Origin of the sequence: Pseudoprimorskyibacter insulae (genome assembly GCF_900302505.1) — a bacterium.
In the GTDB taxonomy this organism is placed as follows: Bacteria; Pseudomonadota; Alphaproteobacteria; order Rhodobacterales; family Rhodobacteraceae; genus Pseudoprimorskyibacter; species Pseudoprimorskyibacter insulae.
In genome coordinates, this window is sequence record NZ_OMOJ01000005.1 from 120325 (window position 1) to 136780 (window position 16456).

Annotated in this window: 13 protein-coding genes; 6 read left to right on the forward strand and 7 right to left on the reverse strand. The window is 60.6% G+C overall.

Going from position 1 to position 16456, the window contains the following annotated elements:
- Positions 1-48: 48 nt before the first annotated feature.
- The 5 genes from PRI8871_RS12840 to PRI8871_RS12860 form a co-directional block, all read right to left on the reverse strand.
- Entirely contained in the window at positions 49-1131 is a 1083-nt protein-coding gene (locus PRI8871_RS12840; RefSeq protein WP_108886634.1) for an ABC transporter ATP-binding protein, read from the reverse strand.
- 20 nt (positions 1132-1151) lie between these two features.
- Positions 1152-2783 carry an alpha-glucosidase gene (locus PRI8871_RS12845; RefSeq protein ID WP_219929023.1) on the reverse strand — a complete coding sequence of 544 codons (1632 nt, stop codon included), beginning with the start codon at positions 2781-2783 and terminating at the stop codon, positions 1152-1154.
- 69 nt (positions 2784-2852) lie between these two features.
- Entirely contained in the window at positions 2853-3998 is a 1146-nt protein-coding gene (locus PRI8871_RS12850; protein WP_108886635.1) for a carbohydrate ABC transporter permease, read from the reverse strand.
- Between the two features lie 27 nt (positions 3999-4025).
- On the reverse strand, positions 4026-5027 hold the full coding sequence (locus PRI8871_RS12855; RefSeq protein ID WP_108886636.1) for a carbohydrate ABC transporter permease: 1002 nt from the start codon (positions 5025-5027) through the stop codon (positions 4026-4028).
- 80 nt (positions 5028-5107) lie between these two features.
- Positions 5108-6376: an ABC transporter substrate-binding protein gene (locus tag PRI8871_RS12860; protein ID WP_108886637.1), complete on the reverse strand. Its 1269-nt coding sequence runs from the start codon at positions 6374-6376 to the stop codon at positions 5108-5110.
- 239 nt (positions 6377-6615) lie between these two features.
- Between PRI8871_RS12860 and PRI8871_RS12865 the strand changes: the two genes are divergently transcribed.
- From PRI8871_RS12865 to mnmH, 4 genes are read left to right on the forward strand one after another with little or no spacing between them, the layout of a single operon-like run.
- A complete protein-coding gene (locus PRI8871_RS12865) occupies positions 6616-7647 on the forward strand; it encodes a LacI family DNA-binding transcriptional regulator (RefSeq protein WP_108886638.1) in 1032 nt (343 codons plus the stop codon).
- Positions 7648-7657: 10 nt separating this feature from the next.
- Positions 7658-8980, forward strand: a complete 1323-nt coding sequence (locus PRI8871_RS12870) for a GH1 family beta-glucosidase (RefSeq protein WP_108886639.1) — start codon at positions 7658-7660, stop codon at positions 8978-8980.
- Between the two features lie 3 nt (positions 8981-8983).
- Positions 8984-9982, forward strand: a complete 999-nt coding sequence (locus tag PRI8871_RS12875; protein WP_245897863.1) for a glucokinase — start codon at positions 8984-8986, stop codon at positions 9980-9982.
- An 8-nt stretch (positions 9983-9990) separates the two neighbouring features.
- Positions 9991-11031, forward strand: coding sequence for a tRNA 2-selenouridine(34) synthase MnmH (gene mnmH, locus PRI8871_RS12880; protein WP_108886640.1), 1041 nt, complete (start codon positions 9991-9993; stop codon positions 11029-11031).
- On the opposite strand, the gene selD is transcribed toward mnmH, so the two are convergent.
- Entirely contained in the window at positions 11028-13178 is a 2151-nt protein-coding gene (gene selD / locus PRI8871_RS12885; protein ID WP_370742039.1) for a selenide, water dikinase SelD, read from the reverse strand. The genes mnmH and selD overlap by 4 nt on opposite strands.
- A gap of 110 nt (positions 13179-13288) precedes the next feature.
- Between selD and PRI8871_RS12890 the strand changes: the two genes are divergently transcribed.
- Together PRI8871_RS12890 and eno are read left to right on the forward strand one after the other, a co-directional pair.
- Positions 13289-14158: a DMT family transporter gene (locus PRI8871_RS12890; RefSeq protein WP_108886641.1), complete on the forward strand. Its 870-nt coding sequence runs from the start codon at positions 13289-13291 to the stop codon at positions 14156-14158.
- A 146-nt stretch (positions 14159-14304) separates the two neighbouring features.
- A complete protein-coding gene (gene eno / locus PRI8871_RS12895) occupies positions 14305-15579 on the forward strand; it encodes a phosphopyruvate hydratase (protein ID WP_108886642.1) in 1275 nt (424 codons plus the stop codon).
- 51 nt (positions 15580-15630) lie between these two features.
- Here eno and PRI8871_RS12900 read toward each other — a convergent pair whose 3' ends face one another.
- Complete coding sequence (locus PRI8871_RS12900) at positions 15631-16338, reverse strand: hypothetical protein (protein ID WP_146188687.1); 708 nt, start codon at positions 16336-16338, stop codon at positions 15631-15633.
- Between the last annotated feature and the right edge of the window lie 118 nt (positions 16339-16456).

Here is a 16456-nt window from a genome sequence, read left to right on the forward strand (position 1 = left end):
GCCGGTCATCGCGACCGGCCCAAACTCGTTACCTCCCCCACGTTCCGCTTAGCGATAGAGCAGCGATACCCCATCGGCGAACAGATGCACCTTGGACGGATCGGCCGTCAGGCGCACGGTCTGGCCGCGCATACCCTGATGGATGCCCGCCAGCTTGGCGATCACCTGCCCGTCGCCGTGACCGAAATAGAGCAGTGTCACTTCGCCCAAAGCCTCAGTAATCGACACCGCGCCCGTATAAATCGCATCGCCCTTGGCCGCGACCATATCTTCGGGACGGACGCCGACATTAACCTTCAGGCCCATATCCGCATCGGTCGTGGGATAGTCGGACACGGCGACACAACCATCCGCCAGCTTGACCTTGGTCTGCGCCCCGGTTTCCACCACCTCACCGGGCAACAGGTTCATCGCGGGCGAGCCAATGAATTGCGCCACGAATTCACTGTTAGGCCGCTCGTAAAGCTCTAGCGGAGTGCCGACCTGCGCGATGCCCTTGTTGGCCAGAACCACAATCCGGCTGGCCAGCGTCATCGCTTCGACCTGATCGTGGGTGACGTAGATCATCGTGCTGTCGGGCATCTGTTCCTTCAGCTGGGCGATCTCGATCCGGGTGGCCACGCGCAGCGCTGCGTCAAGGTTCGAAAGCGGCTCATCGAACAGATAGACCTTGGGGTCGCGCACGATGGAGCGGCCAATCGCCACCCGCTGACGCTGCCCGCCCGACAGGGCCTTGGGCAGACGGTCCAGATAAGGTTCTAGCTGAAGGATACGCGCGGCCTTTTCGACGGCGGCGTCAATCTCGGCTTGCGATTTTTTGGCGATCTTCAGCGCAAAGCTCATGTTATCGCGCACCGTCATATGCGGATAAAGCGCATAGGACTGGAACACCATGGCGATGCCACGCTTGGACGGCGGTACATCGTTCATCCGTTCGCCGTCGATGTCCAGCGTGCCGCCGGTGATCTTTTCCAGACCCGCGATCATCCGCAGCAGCGTGGATTTCCCGCAGCCCGAAGGCCCGACGAACACAATCAGTTCGCCGGTTTTGATGTCGAGGTTGATGTTCTTCAGAACATCGACCGTCCCGCCATAGGTCTTGGCGACATCCGTCAGTTTCAGATCGGCCATATCCTCCCCCTTCGCTTTGCTTATGCCTTGAGTTTCAGGCTGGGCTGCCACGGGCCCAGATGCAGTTTGCCGTCGGGCGCGACGGGCGCGCTGCCCAGCTCCAGCCCGATGTCGTGCCATGTGCCCGCGGGCATATCCATCACCGCCGGTTCGGCGCTTAGGTTAAACGCGCAGAAGATCACCTCATCCCCTTCAGTGCGGGTGAAATACAGGATCGAGCCTTCGGCCTGAACCGCGTCATGTGCCCCGCGCACCAGCGCAGCATGCGACCGGCGGAAGGCAATGGCGCGGCGGTAGTGATGGACCAGCGCAGTCGGGTCGTTTTCCTGCACGGCGACGGACCGGTTCACATGGTCATGGCTGACCGGCAACCACGGCTGGCCGGTGGTGAACCCGCCGCTTTGGTTGGACTTTTCCCAAACCATCGGCGTGCGGCATCCATCGCGGCCTTTGAATTCGGGCCAAAATTCGATGCCATAGGGGTCTTGTAGATCGTCAAAGCCGACCTCAGCCTCGGGCAGGCCCAGTTCCTCGCCCTGATAGAGGCAAACCGACCCCGGCAGGCACAGAAGCATCGTGGTGAACAGGCGCTGCGCGGCAGGCGTCAGATCCCAGCGCGAGGTGTGGCGCACCACGTCATGGTTCGAAAACGCCCAGCAGGCCCAGCCTTCGCTGGCCACGCGGTCTACATGGTCGAACACTTCGGACACGAACTGCGCCGTAGGCCGTTCGCCCGACAGCAGTTCAAACGCATAGCACATGTGCATCAGATCATCACCGGCGGTGTATTCGCCCATGATCTCAAGCCCGCGCTGCGCATCGCCCACTTCGCCCACGGCAGCGGCGCCATAAGGCTCCATCACCGCGCGCAATTTGCGCAGGAACGCAAAGTTCTCGGGGCGGTTCTTGTCGTAGAGGTGTTCTTGGTGGTTATAGGGGTTCACGCTGGGCGCGATTGTGGCATTGCGCAGCTCGGGCGCCAGGGGCGGGTTCGATCGGAGCTGTTGATCGTGGACGTAGAAGTTGATGGTATCGAGCCGGAACCCGTCGACACCCCGGTCCAGCCAGAACTTCGCCACGTCCAAAAGCGATGCCTGCACATCCGGGCAATGGAAGTTCAGGTCGGGTTGCGACACCAAGAAATTGTGCAGGTAATACTGTTCGCGTCTTGCGTCCCACTGCCAAGCCGAGCCGCCAAAGATCGACAGCCAATTGTTCGGCGGTGTGCCATCAGGCTTGGCATCGGCCCAGACGTACCAATCGGCCTTGTCGTTTGTCTTGTTGCTGCGCGATTGCTGGAACCATGCGTGCTGATCCGAGGTGTGCGACAGAACGAGGTCGATCATCACCTTCAGGCCCAGCTTATGCGCGGTCTGGATCAACACGTCGAAATCGGCCAGCGATCCGAACATCGGATCAACGTCGCAATAATCGCTGACGTCATAGCCGAAGTCCTTCATCGGCGAGGTAAAGAACGGCGAGATCCAGATCGCATCAACACCAAGCGAGGCCACATGCGGCAGGCGCTGTGCGATGCCCAGCAGATCGCCGATGCCATCGCCATTGCTATCCTGAAAGCTGCGCGGATAGATCTGATAGATCACCGCACCGCGCCACCAATCTTTTTGCCGGGACTCGATCGCTTCACTCATCTTGTTGTTTACCATATTCATACGCGTTTCCTTTATGGGGCCGGAGGGAGGCCCCGCTCGTATTCGTTGTTATTTCACCGAGCCGGCCAACAGACCGCGCACCAAGTAGCGTTGCATTGCAAAGAACACCACCAGCGGCACCGAGATCGACACGAAGGCCGCCGTGGCAAGGATTTCCCAGTTGCCGCCGCGCGTGCCCAGCAGTTCGACGATTTGCTTGGTCATCACCGTGGTCTGGCCGGTGGAATCGATCAGGAACACCAGCGCCACCAGCAGATCGTTCCACGTCCAGAGGAACTGAAAGATTGCAAAGCTGGCCAGTGCCGGGAAGGACAGCGGCAGGATGATCTTGACGAAGATCTGGAAATCCGTCGCGCCGTCCACACGGGCGTTCTCGATGATGTCGCGCGGCAGACCGACCATGTAGTTGCGCAGCAGATAGATCGCCAAGGGCAAACCAAAGCCGGTATGCGCCAGCCAGACGCCGAGATACCCTTTGCCGATGCCAATGCCCAAGTGCAGCTTGAGCAGCGGGATCAGCGCCAGTTGCAGCGGCACCACCAGCAGGGCAACCACAAAGGCCACCAGCAGCGCACGGCCCGGAAAATCCATCCACGCCAGCGCATAGGCGGCGAAGGCAGCGATCACGATAGGAATGATCGTGGCAGGGATCGTCACGGTCAGCGTGTTGAAGAACGCCTTGGCCAAGCTGTCAGTATTGTCGCCTGAAAACAGCACCTTGCTGTAGTTTTCAAAAGTGAATTCAGGCGGCAATTCGGCGGTGACAAACACCCGCTGGCCGCGCGATCCGGTCATCTCGGTCGGGCTTTCCATACGGTAGGCCCCATCTGCCTGCACGGTGATGGTGCCCTCTTTCAGCTCAGCCGTTTGGCCGGGCGTATAGGCGTCGATCTCTCGCGATGAGGTGCCCCAGACGCTGATCACGGCGGGGCTGCCCTCTTCGAACAATTCGCCTTCGATCACAAACATCCCGCCCGTCTGCACCTGTATTGCCGGGTCGGCGGTGCGCAGCGTCAGGTTCTGTTCCGACGGGAACATCGACTTCCACCAGCCACTTGTCGCGATCTGGTCGGCGGTGCGGAAGGACGACACCAACAGGCCCACGGTTGGGAACAACCACAGCGCCACCAGCACAGCCACCGAGATATGAACGGCCCATGTCAGCGAAGATTTGGTTCCGGCGATATTATCCATGACGTGCTCCTTCATAGTCGCGGGCCATCAGCGCATCTCCTTGCGGGCGTTGTAGACGTTCCAGACAAGGATCGGCGTCACCAGCAGCATGATCACAATCGCCGCAGCCGACCCGACGCCCCAGTCATTGGCGCGGAACAGTTTGTCGTACATGTAATTGGCCAGAACTTGCGTTTCCCACTGGCCGTTGGTCATGGCGAAGACGATGTCAAAGACCTTCAGAACCACGATGGTGATCGTCGTCCAGACCACCACGATGGTGCCCATGATCTGCGGCACCTTGATCTTAAAGAAGATCTGGAACGGGTTCGCGCCATCGACGATGGCCGCCTCGACCGTTTCTTCGGGAATACCGCGCAGGGCGGCGGACAGGATCACCATGGCAAAGCCGGTCTGGATCCAGATCAGCACCGCCATCAGGAAGAAGTTGTTCCAGATCGGCAGGGTCAGCCATTGTTGTGGGTCATTGCCGGTCAGGCCCACATAGATCGCGTTCAGAATGCCGATCTGTTCGGTGCCCGGCGGACGGGCGTCATAGACCAGTTTCCAAATCACCGCCGCCCCGACGAAGGAAATCGCCATCGGCATAAAGATCAGCGACTTGGCGATATTGCCCCAACGGATGCGGTCGGTCAGCTGCGCAGCCAGCAGGCCAAACGCGGTCGAGGCCGCAGGCACCACAACCAGCCACATCATGTTGTTGCGCATGGCTTCCCAGAACTTCGGCTCGCTCAGCATCTGGCTGTAGTTCGCCAGCCCGACAAAAGCGCCGTCCTGATCGCGGTCGGTTACGGACATGCGCAGCGTCTCAAACACGGGATAGGCCAGATAGAGGCACAGCGCGAACAGCGCCGGAAACAGGAACAGCCAAGGGCGAATGATATTGGCGCGGTTGATATTGCGCCCCGCATGCGGGCCTTTGGCCGGGAAAAGAACTTTGTCGAGGAACTGATTTGACAGGTAGAAATATCCCACACAGGCCCCAACGCCTATGACAATGGTCAGCAGCCCCTGAATGGCCGGATGCATGGTGTCCCCTCCCTGACAACAGATCGTTTAGAAACAGTTGGGGCGACCGGTTTGCACAGGTCGCCCCGAAAGGTGGCTGATTATTTCAGCGCATCCCAGGATGCTTGGATCGCTTGGCCAACTTCTTCGGCCGATTTGCCGCCAGCATAGTCAACCATGCCGGTCCAGAACGACCCTGCGCCAACGCCGCCCGGCATCAGGTCAGAGCCGTCAAAGCGGAAGGTGGTCGCGCCCAGCAGGATTTCGTTCATCTTGCGCAGGGTCGGATCGCTGAACGCATCGGGGTTCACGCCCTTGTGCGGGGTCAGGAAGCCCTTCTGAGCCATCCACGCTTCATGCGCTTCGGTGGTCTTCAGGAATTCGATGAACTGATGCGCTGCGGGCGAGTCGTTGGTGATCGCCCAAAGGGTGCCAGCGCCCAGAACCGGTGCGCCCAGATCCTTTTCAGCATAGGCCGGGAAGTAGAAGAAATCTGCATCTTCACCAACCGAAGTGCCTTCGGGGAAGAACGCCGGAATGAACGAGGCCTGACGGTGCATGTAGCACTGCGGCGGCGAGGCAAACAGACCCTTGGGGCTGTCGCGGAAGTCGGTCGAGGCCACAGCACCAGCGCCGCCCGCAACATAGGCGTCGTTGCGCGCGAACCAGCCAAATTCATCAATGGCGGCGGTGACTTTGGGATCGTCGAACTTCAGGTCGTTCTTGACCCACGCGTCGTAGTCGGCGGGCGACTGCGTGCGCAGCATCATGTCTTCAACCCAGTCGGTTGCCGGCCAGCCGGTCGCGCCGCCTGATCCCAGACCGATACACCACGGGGTGCCGCCATCGGCGACGATCTGTTCGGTCAGGGCCTTCAGTTCCTCCATCGAGGACGGGATTTCATAACCCGCATCTTCGAAGTTTTCAGGCACGAACCACACAAGCGACTTCAGGTCGACTTTGTAGAAGAAGCCATAGAGGTTATCGGCACCGTCTTTGCCAGCATAAGTGCCCAGATCGACCCAGGACTGACCAGCGGCGTAGTTTTCGCGTACCCAATCACCCGTGCCATCGGCCAGCGGGGTCAGGAAACCGCGCTTGGCCATATCGGCGGCAAGGCCAGGCTGCGGGAAGACGGCGATGTTCGGGGCCGAACCGGCCTCGGCGTCGATGACGATCTGCTGCTCAAAGCTGTCGGAACCGACGTAAGCCACATCAAGGCCCGACTGCGTGCGGAACACGTCCAGCACCTTTTGAACCATCGCTTCATCCGCACCCAACCACGGGCCAGCGATCGTCAGATCGGCTGCATTGGCCCCACCCGCGATCAGCGCGGACAGTGCCACACTCAAAGTAAACGATTTCTTCATGAGATTTCCTCCCCAAGCCGCGCTGATGCGCGTGTTGACTACCATACACTTTGAGAATCAAATCAAAGCGCTTTGGATGCTTTAAAAATACGCAAGCGGATCGTTCTGTCAACAAGGCATCCGTATATTTTATTGGAGATTTCGCTGCAGTGCAGCTAAAATCATGCCGCCAAAAAACTACTTTCCAAACCCCGCTCAATGTGGATTATGGAGGGAATATTAAAGCGCTTTGGGACCACATGGCTGTAAATCTTAAACAACTCTCTGAGCACTTGAAGCTCTCTCAAACCACGGTCAGCCGCGCCTTGAACGGCTATCCCGAGGTCAATGAAGAGACGCGCAAACGTGTTCAGGCCGCCGCCAAAGCGATGAATTACAGCCCCAACATCCGCGCCAAAGGTTTGGCCACGGGCCGCGCCATGGCGATTGGCCATGTGATCCCAGTGTCAAACAAACATGAGATGGTGAACCCGGTTTTCGGCGACTTTATCGCAGGCGCAGGCGAGGCTTATTCGCAAGCTGGCTACGAAATGGTTCTGACGCTTGTGGCCGATGACAACGAAGAACGCGCCTACCGCAAGATCAAAGCCAAGGGCAATGTGGACGGGCTGATCGTACATGGCCCGCGCATGATCGAACCCCGCATTCCCCTGCTGACCGATCTAGAGATCCCATTTGTCGTGCATGGCCGCGCATCTCAGGCCGACACGGGCTATGCTTGGGTCGACATCAACAACAAGCGTGCCTTTCAACGGGCCACCGCCTATTTGGCCGATCTGGGCCATCGCCGCATTGCGCTGATCAATGGGCTTGAGGACATGGATTTCGCCTATCGCCGCCGCGCGGGCTATACCGACGCCATGGCCAAAGCGGGGCTGGAGGTGGATCCCGCCCTGCTCTTCTCAGAGGAAATGACCGAGATTTACGGCTATCGCACGGCGCAGGATCTGCTGGCCCGTGACAACCCGCCGACCGCTTTTCTAGTGTCCTCGATGATCACCGCCATCGGCGTGCGCCGCGCCATTGATGCCGCCGGGCTGAAAATGGGGCGCGATGTGTCGATCATCACCCATGACGACGATCTGAGCTACCTGCAAAACGGCGATTCCGTTCCGATCTTCACCGCCACCCGGTCCTCGGTACGCGAAGCCGGGTATCTGTCGGCCAAAATGCTTCTGGGCATGATTGACCAAAAGCCCGAAACTCCCCCAACCCGAATGCTGGAGGCCGAGTTGATCATCGGCGATTCCACGGGCCGCGCGCCCAGCTAAGGACCATTCTATGCAGTTCAAACGCAGCGATTTTCCCGAAGGCTTCCTCTTCGGGACCGCCACTTCCAGTTATCAAATCGAAGGCCACGGGTTCGGCGGCGCAGGCCCCACCCATTGGGACAGCTTTGCCGCCACACCCGGCAACGTCGTTCGCGCCGAAAACGGCAGCCGCGCCTGTGACCACTATCACCGCTACGAAGAAGACCTTGATCTGGTCGCGGCGGCGGGCTTTGATTGTTACCGGTTTTCAACCTCTTGGGCGCGGGTTCTGCCCGAAGGACGCGGCACGCCCAACCCCGAGGGCCTTGATTTCTATGACCGCCTGACTGATGCCATGCTAGAACGCGGGATCAAGCCCTGCGCCACGCTCTACCACTGGGAATTGCCGCAGCCGCTGGCCGATCTTGGCGGCTGGCGCAACCGCGATATCACCAATTGGTTCGCCGATTACGCCGAGGTCATCATGGGCAGGATCGGCGACCGGATGCATTCCGTCGCCCCCATCAACGAACCGTGGTGCGTGGCCTGGCTCAGCCATTTCCTAGGCCATCACGCCCCCGGCCTACGCGACATCCGCGCCACCGCCCGCGCCATGCATCACGTCCTGCTGGGCCATGGCCGCGCGATTGAGGCGATGCGCGGCTTGGGGATGAAAAACCTTGGCGCGGTGTTCAACTTCGAATGGGCCACCCCCGCCGATGACACCCCCGAGGCGATCCGCGCCGCTGAGTTGTATGATGGGTATTACAACCGTTGGTATCTGGGCGGCGTGTTCAACGGGGCCTATCCGCAGATCGTTCTGGACGGTCTGGAACAGCATTTGCCAAAGAACTGGCAAGACGATTTCCCGACCATCTCGACCCAGGTAGATTGGTGCGGGCTGAATTACTACACGCGCAAAGTCATCAAACCCAACAATCAGCCATGGCCCAGCCACGAAGAGGTCGAAGGCCCCCTGCCTAAAACCTTGATGGGATGGGAAATTTATCCCGAAGGACTGTACAACTTCCTGAAACGCACGCAGGCCGAATACACCCGCGATCTGCCGCTGATAGTGACGGAAAACGGCTTGGCCAGCCCGGATGTGGTGGCAAATGGCGTGGTCGATGACCCTGCCCGCATTGACTACATCAACCGGCATCTGGCCAAAGTTCGGCAAGCGATCGACGAAGGCGTGCCGGTCGATGGCTATTTTGTCTGGTCGCTTTTGGACAATTACGAATGGGCCTTGGGCTACGAAAAACGCTTCGGCCTGGTGCATGTTCACTTCGAAACACTGGAACGCACACCGAAAAACTCTTATCACGCGCTAACATCAGCGCTCAAAGGGTGAATCATGCAACAGGCGACCGACACGATCAGCAGCGACAAAGTTAGCGCTATCGTTGCCGATATCGGCGGCACGAACACTCGTGTTGCGCTGACTCGCGGCGGTGAGGTCTTGATCGACACGGTGCAGCGCTATCGCAATGCCGATCATTCCAGCATCTACGAGGTGCTGACCGACTACTTGTCTGACAAGGATGTCCGTCCTGATGCGGCCTGCGTTGACATGGCCGGGCCGGTGTTCAATGGGGTTGGCACGCTGACCAACCTCAACTGGCAAGTCTGCCGCGATGAGATCGCCGCCTGCACGGGCGCCCATACGGTCGCGGTGCTGAACGACTTGCAGGCGCAGGGCCATTCCTTGGCGCATGTGCCCGCCGAAAACCTGCACACGGTGCGCACCGGCAACGCTTCCGGCGATCATGCCGCGCGTCTGGTGCTGAATGTCGGCACAGGGCTGAACGCGGCACTGGTGTATCGGATAGACGGGCAAACCCTTGTTCCTCCGTCGGAATCCGGTCACGTCACCCTGCCCGTCCATACGGATGCCGACCTGCGCCTGATGCGTTATCTGGCGGGTGATCATGGCATGGCGGGTTGCGAAGAGGCGATCTCGGGGCGTGGGATCGGCAAGATTTACGATTGGCTACATGTGGAAGATGGCCTGCCTGCCCCGCAGGCGGAAATCCCGACGATTGTTGAGGCCGCCACCGCTGGCACCGATGCCCTAGCCGTGGCCACCATGCAGACTTTCATCCGCATCATGGCGCATTGGGCGAGCGATCTGGCGCTGATTCAACTTCCCTTCGGCGGGATTTATTTCGTCGGCGGCGTCGCGCGCCACATCACGCCCTTCCTTGATCCGATGGGGTTTGAGCAGCACTTCCTCGACAAGGGCCGTTTTTCGGCCTTCCTGGCGCAATTCCCCGTGCATGTGGTCGATGATGACTATGCCCCGCTGCGCGGATCGGCCAGCCACCTAATGGACTTGCTTGCGCAACGCGGATAAACGGGGCCATGGCCCTAGAGTTCAAAACCCTTCCCGACTTATATTCCCACGGATTTGACACGATCATCGACGTGCGCAGTCCTGCAGAGTTTGCCGAGGATCGCATCCCCGGTGCGATGTCCTGCCCGGTTTTGAACAACGAAGAACGGGCGCGTGTTGGCACGATCTACAAACAGCAAAGCCCGTTTCTGGCCCGCAAGCTGGGCGCAGCTTTGGTGTTCCGCAATGCGGCCGACCATGTGGAAAAGCGCCTGTCGCATCACGAAGGCGCATGGCGGCCCTTGGTCTATTGCTGGCGCGGCGGGCAGCGGTCTGGGTCGTTCACATGGATGCTGCAACAGATCGGCTGGCGGGCCGAGGTCATCAAGGGCGGCTATCAGACCTATCGCCGCTTGGTCTTCGCCTACCTCTATGAAACGCCCCTGCCGCATCAGGTGATCCTGCTGGATGGCTACACCGGCACCGCGAAAACCGATGTGCTGCGCAAGCTGGCGGGTTTGGGCGTGCAGGTGCTGGATCTTGAGGGGCTGGCCAATCATCGCGGCTCGCTTCTGGGGACAATGGGCGACCAGCCCAGCCAGAAGGCGTTCGAAAGCGATCTGGCCCACGCGCTATGTGCGCTGGACCCAACCCGCCCGGTGATTGTTGAGGCTGAAAGCTCCAAAATCGGGCAGCGGATCGTGCCGCCCATGCTGTGGGACTTGATGAAAAAAGCCCCCCGGTTTGAGATTGAGGCCCCGATTGAGGCCCGCACCGATTATCTGGTGACGGCCTATAACGACATCCTGTCCGACACCGTTGGACTGCGCGATAAGCTCAGCCCGCTGAAGGCGCATCGCGGCGGCGCGGTGATTGACGGCTGGATGGCGCAGATTGATGCGGGTGACAAACCCGGCCTGACCCGCGCCTTGATGGAACAGCATTACGATCTGGCCTATGCCAAATCGCGCCAGTCCATCGGCTCGGACACGCAAGCGGTGTTCGCCACCGATACGCTGGATGAGGCCGGGATCGCCGATCTGGCGATGCGCATCAAAGCCGCGCTTTAATCCAGCCCGTACCAGCCCGGTTGATCGGTGATCCGGCCAATGATCGCCGCCTGATATCCGCTTTTCTTTAAATCACTTAGAAGGCGCTTCGCATCTGCCGCATCAACCGCCGCCAAAAGCCCGCCGCAGGTTTGCGGATCGAACAACAGCCGCGCTCTTTTCTTGTCCGGCAGGCCCGGAACCAAGGCGCGGTTGTCTTCGAACAGGCTGCTTTCGATGCCCTGCGCCAACAGCTCCACCGCCCCGTCCAGCACTGGAATATCGGCCAGCCTCAGCACCGCGCCCGTGCCCGACGCCTCGCAAATCCCGGCCAGATGGCCCGCAAGGCCAAAGCCGGTGACATCGGTCATGGCATGCGCCTCGGCCAAGATGCGCGCCGCATCCGACTGCGGGCGCACCATACTGGCAAAGGCATTGGCCACCCAAGCGCCCTTGGCCTTGCCCGCCATTTCAGCCGCCATCAGCACACCGGTGCCAATCGGCTTGGTCAGGATCAGCGCATCCCCCGGCTGCGCCCCGCTCAGGGCAATCGGCTGACGATCCAGCAGGCCAGTGACGGTAAAGCCGATGGTCATGCCCGCGCCCATGGTGGAATGGCCGCCGATGATCTCGGCCCCAGCGGCCTGCATGACGCGGCCCGCGACCTCCATGATTTCGCTCAGCGTGCGTTCCTGCAACGCAGGCGACATGCGCGGCACCACGATCTGGGCCAAGGCGGCTTGTGGTTGCGCGCCCATCGCCCAGACATCACCCAGCGCGTGGATCGCCGCGATCTCGGTCATCAGGGCCGGATCATCGGTCAAGGCGCTTAGATGGTCGACGGTGACAACCTGCCGAATGCCCTCCATCCACAGCATCGCAGCATCGTCCCCCGGCAAAGGATGCACATCGTGCCGCCATTTGGGCAGGCCCGCCACCGCATTGGACAGCGCCGCTTTCCCCAGCTTCGAGCCGCACCCAGCGCAAAGCGGCTTGGCCAGCGCCTCGCCCCCGGCGGCACGGATCTTGGGCAGCGTGGGCGCGTGCATCGAAGGATAGTCGCGGAACATGCGCATGAACTTCTGGTCGATATGGTTCTTCCACGTCCACATCAGCGGCCCAGCCAGCGGCAGGCCCTTCTTTTCGGCCAGCGCCTCTCGTCCGCCAAGCGAGATCAGCTTGAGGTAGTCCTTTTGCGGGCGATACGGTTTCATCCGCCCGGCCCCCAGCGCGGCTTTCAGGTTGTTCAACAAAACCGGCGCTTGACGCACGGCAAAGACGCCCGCCTTGGGGCGGGGGCTTTCGGTCAGATGCGCACAATCGCCCGCCGCAAAAACGCGCGGGTCCGAGCTGCGAAGCTGGGCATCGACCTTGATGAACCCCTCATGCAGATCAAGCCCCGTGCCGCCGATCCAATCCCAAGGCCGCGCTCCGGCGGCGCCATTGATAAACTCGCCCTCAATCCGGCGACCATCGGCCAGCAGAACCGCGCCCGGCTCAATCGCCTGCACCTCGGCATTTTCGATCACGTTGACCCGCAGCCGCGCCAGCGCCGCCAGCGCCTTGGCCCTTGGCCCCGCCCCAAGCACCGACAGCACCTTGCCTTGATCAATCAGCGTCACCGCCTCAAACCGCCCGCGATGGTGCAGCGCATGGGCCATCGCCATCGCCAGCTCGGCCCCCGCCACACCGCCGCCTATGACCGCCACCCGCGCCGGACCTTTGCCTTGGCGGAACGCATCCCACTTGGCCGCGAACGGGCCCAAGGGCTTGGCCGGAATGGCGTGATCCATGAACCCCGGCATGCTGGGCATTTCCGACGAAATCCCCACATCAACCGAGGCCACATCGAACCCGATCGGAGGCCGCCCCAGCACATGCACCGTGCCAGCGGACAGGTCGATCCCATCCACCGCGCCCAAAATCACCCGCGCCCCGGCAAACCGCGCCAGCCGCACCAGATCAATGTCCAGATCATCGCGGCCGTAGTGCCCCGCCACGAACCCCGGCAGCATCCCCGAATAGGGCGCGGATGGACCGGGGTTGATCACCGTCACCCGCGCACCGGGCAAGGGGTTCATCCCCCACATCCGCAGCACCAGCGCATGGGCATGGCCGCCGCCTATCAGGACAAGATCTTTGGTCAGGGGAAGTGTTTGCATCGTCATAGCAAATAGATACCGCGCCGCCGCGACCAGCGCCACGCTTTGTTGCGGTACAATTCAACGCTGGCACAGCACGGCCCGACCCCATACCACTACCCCTAGGAGGACCGGCAATGGATAACGTCAAAGGCATCTTGTTCATGGTGCTGGCCATGGCCAGTTTCTCGGTCGAGGATTTCGCGATCAAACTGGCCACCCAGCATGTGCCCTATTCGCAGATCACGCTGGCCTTGGGCGGTGTGGCGACCCTGCTGTTCGGGCTGATGTGCTGGCGGTATCGGGTCAAGATCCTCTCACCTATCCTGCGCCACCCCGCCATGCTGATCCGCATCGGGGCCGAGGCCGTGGGCTTTTCAAGCTTCATCGTCGCGCTGTCGCTGGTGCCTTTGGCGGTGGCCTCGGCCATTGTGCAGGCGACGCCTTTGCTGATCGCTGCCGGGGCCGCGCTGGTCTACGGCGAACGGGTCGGGCCGCGCCGCTGGTTTGCGGTGATTGCGGGGTTCGTCGGCGTGTTGATCGTGCTGCGCCCCGGAACCGATGGGTTTGACCCCAATGCCATGTTTGCCGTGGTCGCCGCCATCGGGCTTGCGGTGCGCGATCTGTGCACCCGGTCCGTCCCGCGTGAGGCGCATACCCTGTTCCTGTCGTTCTGGGGGTTTGCCGCGATGCTGCCCTCGGCGCTGATGTTCATGGTGATTGGCGCCCCGCCGATCTGGCCATCAGCCCAGGCCACAGGCCTTTTGGCGCTGATCGTGGCGACGGGCATGGCCGGGTACGGCGCGATCACCATTTCGCTGCGCAGCGGAGAGATGTCAGCCATCGCCCCCTATCGCTATTTGCGGCTGGTCTTCACGCTGATCATTGCGGCAGTCATCTTGGGCGAACGCCCTGACGGTCCGGTGCTATTGGGCGCGATTTTGATCGTCGGATCGGGGCTTTATTCCATCTGGCGCGAATCTTTGCGCCGCACGGCCCGCCGCTGATTCCGCATCCGCAGCATTTTGGCGTAACGACCCCGAATGATGACGCTCACATTGGCACTGTTAGCGATAACAATCGCACGTTTACTTTCCCGCCCAACCTGCTATGACAAGCCCGAAATATATTGGCCATCCGAGGGACCTGCCCCATGAGCACCATTATCGACATTCACGCACGCGAAATTCTGGACAGCCGGGGCAACCCGACCGTCGAAGTTGACGTCATTCTGGACGACGGCACCATGGGCCGCGCCGCGGTTCCTTCGGGCGCATCGACCGGCGCGCACGAAGCCGTGGAAAAGCGCGACGGCGACAAGTCGCGCTATATGGGCAAAGGCGTGCTGGAAGCCGTCGCCGCCGTGAATGGCGAAATCGCCGAAGCACTGGTTGGCTTTGACGTGACCGAACAGGTTGCCATCGACATGGCGATGATCGAACTGGACGGCACTCCGAACAAGGCCCGCCTTGGCGCAAACGCCATCTTGGGCGTGTCGCTGGCCGTGGCCAAAGCCGCCGCCGATTTCACCGCGCAGCCGCTCTACCGTTATGTTGGCGGCACCTCGGCCCGCGTTCTGCCGGTTCCGATGATGAACATCATCAACGGCGGCGAACATGCAGACAATCCTATCGACATTCAGGAATTCATGATCATGCCCGTGTCGGCCGCGAACATCCGCGACGCCGTGCGCATGGGCTCAGAGGTGTTCCACACGCTGAAAAAAGAACTGACCGCTGCGGGCCTGTCGACCGGTCTGGGCGATGAAGGCGGCTTTGCCCCCAACATCGAAAGCACCCGCGCCGCGCTGGATCTGATCCTGTCGTCGATTGAAAAGGCAGGCTACAAGCCGGGCGAAGACATCTATCTGGCCCTCGATTGCGCCTCGACCGAATATTACAAGAACGGCAAGTACGAAATGGTTGGCGAAGGCAAGTCGCTGACTTCGGAAGAAAACGCCGACTATCTGGCCCAGCTCTGCGCCGACTACCCGATCATCTCGATCGAAGACGGCATGAGCGAAGATGACTGGGAAGGCTGGAAGATCCTGACCGACAAACTGGGCGACAAGGTGCAGCTGGTCGGTGACGATCTATTCGTGACCAACCCCGCCCGTCTGGCCGATGGCATTGCCCAAGGCGTTGCCAACTCGATGCTGGTGAAGGTCAACCAGATCGGCTCGCTGACGGAAACGCTGCGCGCCGTCGATATGGCGCACCGCGCCCGCTACACCAACGTGATGTCGCACCGCTCGGGCGAAACCGAGGATGCCACCATTGCCGATCTGGCGGTGGCCACCAACTGCGGTCAGATCAAGACCGGCTCGCTGGCCCGTTCGGACCGGCTTGCCAAGTACAACCAGCTGATCCGCATCGAAGAGCAGCTGGGCGAAACCGCTGAATACGCAGGCCGCTCCATCCTCAAGTGATCGTGGCGCTTGCCGACATACCAAAGCCCCGCCGATCTGGCGGGGCTTTTTTCATTTCAGGTCAATCCTTGTGTAAGGATCGCAAGATGGCGCGGACATATCATTGAAACAGGCCCGCAAGGCCCGTGCATAGACGCGGAACCTATCCGCCCCCTCGCCCTTATACCTATCGGTAAAGGCCAACAAACGGCGCGCCTTCTCAACCTCGCCCGAGCGGGCCTGAATATACGCCGCCGAGGCAACAAACCACGGCTGTTGATCTTTGGGAAAATCCTTAAGCACCGCATTGGCGGCGTCTTTGAACAGCTTCAGATAGGCGGGGTCAGAGTAGGTCTTGTTGCCCTCGTGGAAATACCCGTCGCGCAGCATAATGAACCGCTGCTCAGGGTTCAGGCGCTGCAATGTGTCGTCGATATAGGCGGCCCGTTCAAAACGCGTTTTGTTCAACAGGGCCTTGTAGCCTTCGGTTTTCACGATCTGCCGCAGCAGTTTGGCATCGCCCTTTTTGAACGAAGTATAAAGCGGCACCCCGTGTTTGGAGCACAGCGGCAGCACCGTCACGAATTCGCAGCTAGAAGGCTGTTTGCCGCTGATATAGATTCTTCCCCCAAATGACGAGCAGGACAACGTCGCAGTATAGGTGGCTTTGCCGAACCCGAACGGGCATTGGCGCGTCACCTTTTCCGGAATGCCGGCCTGTACCGCTGAGGTCAAACCAAGACCCAAGGCCAAGGACGCTAGAATTGTCTTGAGTTTCAAAATGCCCTCCTGAAAATATCAGGAGGATATGCAACTTATGCGGGAATCTCAAGCCCCGGTCAGATCCACCCGCACGCGGGCCGAGCCTTCCATGCGCATGATCGCTGAGACGCTGACT

Bases quoted from the DNA above. Each gene is read 5' to 3' on its own strand.
- PRI8871_RS12840 (WP_108886634.1), bottom strand. From the start codon at position 1,131: ATGGCCGATCTGAAACTGACGGATGTCGCCAAGACCTATGGCGGGACG.
- PRI8871_RS12845 (WP_219929023.1), bottom strand. From the start codon at position 2,783: ATGAGTGAAGCGATCGAGTCCCGGCAAAAAGATTGGTGGCGCGGTGCG.
- PRI8871_RS12850 (WP_108886635.1), bottom strand. From the start codon at position 3,998: ATGGATAATATCGCCGGAACCAAATCTTCGCTGACATGGGCCGTTCAT.
- PRI8871_RS12855 (WP_108886636.1), bottom strand. From the start codon at position 5,027: ATGCATCCGGCCATTCAGGGGCTGCTGACCATTGTCATAGGCGTTGGG.
- PRI8871_RS12860 (WP_108886637.1), bottom strand. From the start codon at position 6,376: ATGAAGAAATCGTTTACTTTGAGTGTGGCACTGTCCGCGCTGATCGCG.
- PRI8871_RS12865 (WP_108886638.1), top strand. From the start codon at position 6,616: ATGGCTGTAAATCTTAAACAACTCTCTGAGCACTTGAAGCTCTCTCAA.
- PRI8871_RS12870 (WP_108886639.1), top strand. From the start codon at position 7,658: ATGCAGTTCAAACGCAGCGATTTTCCCGAAGGCTTCCTCTTCGGGACC.
- PRI8871_RS12875 (WP_245897863.1), top strand. From the start codon at position 8,984: ATGCAACAGGCGACCGACACGATCAGCAGCGACAAAGTTAGCGCTATC.
- mnmH (WP_108886640.1), top strand. From the start codon at position 9,991: ATGGCCCTAGAGTTCAAAACCCTTCCCGACTTATATTCCCACGGATTT.
- selD (WP_370742039.1), bottom strand. From the start codon at position 13,178: ATGACGATGCAAACACTTCCCCTGACCAAAGATCTTGTCCTGATAGGC.
- PRI8871_RS12890 (WP_108886641.1), top strand. From the start codon at position 13,289: ATGGATAACGTCAAAGGCATCTTGTTCATGGTGCTGGCCATGGCCAGT.
- eno (WP_108886642.1), top strand. From the start codon at position 14,305: ATGAGCACCATTATCGACATTCACGCACGCGAAATTCTGGACAGCCGG.